We start from the raw sequence: 1,699 nt of genomic DNA, 5'->3' as shown, positions 1-1,699 counted from the left end.
GGTGTGCCGTACGCGCAGCCCCCGCAACCTAAATTTGACGCCCGCTGGTACCTCAAGCAGATTTTTGAAAACCGCAACCTGCCGATGAAGCCCGGTTGTGGCTGGTTGCCGCACGATTTCCTGTTCGGGGACGCACTCCGCCGCAGCATGCGGCACCTGTCGGTGGACGGTTCCTCTCTTGAGGGTTACGGCCTGCCTTATGGACATATGGCCCTGCGCATGGTCATTGCGGAGGCGCTGGCCGAAAACCAGATATCGGTCGAGGTCGACCAGGTGCTGCTGACGCAAGGCTCCAGCCAGGCGCTGGACCTGGTGGCCCGGCAACTGGTCAAACCGGGCGACACCGTGCTGGTCGATAGCCCCGGTTATCCCAACCTGATGTTCATGCTGCGCTTTCTGGGCGCCAACCTTGTGGGGGTGCCGCGCACCCCTACCGGGTACGACCTGGCCGCGCTGGAGGCGCTGCTGGCCGAGCACAAGCCCAAGGCCTTCTTCACCCAACCCCGTTTGCAAAGCCCGACGTGTTCGATTGCGTCCGCGGCCCATCTGCACCGCTTGCTGCAACTGGCCGAGACGCACGACTTCACGCTGGTGGAAAACGATATTTACGCCGACATGGACCCGGTCTCGCGGTCCACGCTGGCCAGCCTGGACCAGCTGCAGCGCGTGGTCTACATCGGCAGCTATTCCAAAACAATTTCCCCCAATTTGCGCGTGGGCTACCTGCTGGCGCGAGGCGAGCTGATCGAGGACCTGGCCCAGCTCAAGATGATTTCGGGCCTTACCTCGTCCGATATCGCCGAACGGCTGACTTTCGGGGTGGTCACCGACGGCCGCTGGCGCAAGCACCTCAAGTCGCTTCGGGAGAAGCTGGCTGCAGCGCACCGCAAGACCGAAAAGAACCTGACCGGACTGGGGTTTGAGCTTTTCCATGAGCCAGGGGCCGGCATGTACCTCTGGGCCCGGCACCCGGACCTTCCCGATGGGGCCGTCCTGTCCAAAGAGGCTACGCCCGAGGGCATCATGCTGGGCCCGGGACAATTGTTTCTGCTGGAGCCCCATCCGACGGGTTGGCTCCGTTTTAACGTGGCTTTCAGCGACGATGAGCGCATATGGCGCTTTTTGTCCCACCGCATTGATCTGGGCCGGCAGACAGCCCAATAAAGCGGGGGCATCCCCCTCAAACCTATAATCAAAGGCTTAGCCCAAGCGGGTGAGCCCGAGGGCGCCGCCTTGCCAAAACCACTATTGCAGACCATGAGCCATCCCACCTCCACGACAGCCCCCACGTCAGCTTCAACGCCTGTATTCACCGTCTCGGACATTCGCAAGACATTTCTTGATTTCTTTGCGTCCAAGGGCCACACCGTGGTGTCGTCCAGCTCGCTGGTGCCGGGCAATGACCCGACGCTGATGTTCACAAACTCGGGCATGGTGCAGTTCAAGGATGTGTTCCTGGGCACCGACAAGCGGCCTTATGTGCGTGCAGCCTCGGTACAGGCATGTCTGCGCGCCGGCGGCAAGCACAACGACCTGGAGAACGTGGGCTACACCGCGCGCCACCACACCTTTTTCGAGATGCTGGGCAACTGGAGCTTCGGCGACTACTTCAAGCGCGAGTCGCTCAAGTGGGCCTGGGAATTGTTGACCGAGGTCTACAAGCTGCCGCCCGAGCGCCTGCTGGCCACGGTGTATGAAG

2 protein-coding genes are annotated in these 1,699 nt (G+C 61.8%); both read left to right on the top strand.

Annotated elements, in window-relative coordinates; translation table 11 throughout:
• The coding region (locus AC1DWI_RS22030; protein ID WP_477725771.1) for an aminotransferase-like domain-containing protein at positions 1-1,164 on the top strand (1,164 nt) is incomplete at its 5' end.
• Positions 1,165-1,257: 93 nt separating this feature from the next.
• A partial coding sequence (locus AC1DWI_RS22025; protein ID WP_477725770.1) for an alanine--tRNA ligase-related protein occupies positions 1,258-1,699 on the top strand: 442 nt, incomplete at its 3' end.

It is taken from the genome of Polaromonas sp. P3_C2, assembly GCF_056402675.1.
The sequence above is the reverse complement of the archived record's forward strand: the minus strand, read 5'-3'. Positions and strand labels throughout refer to the sequence as shown.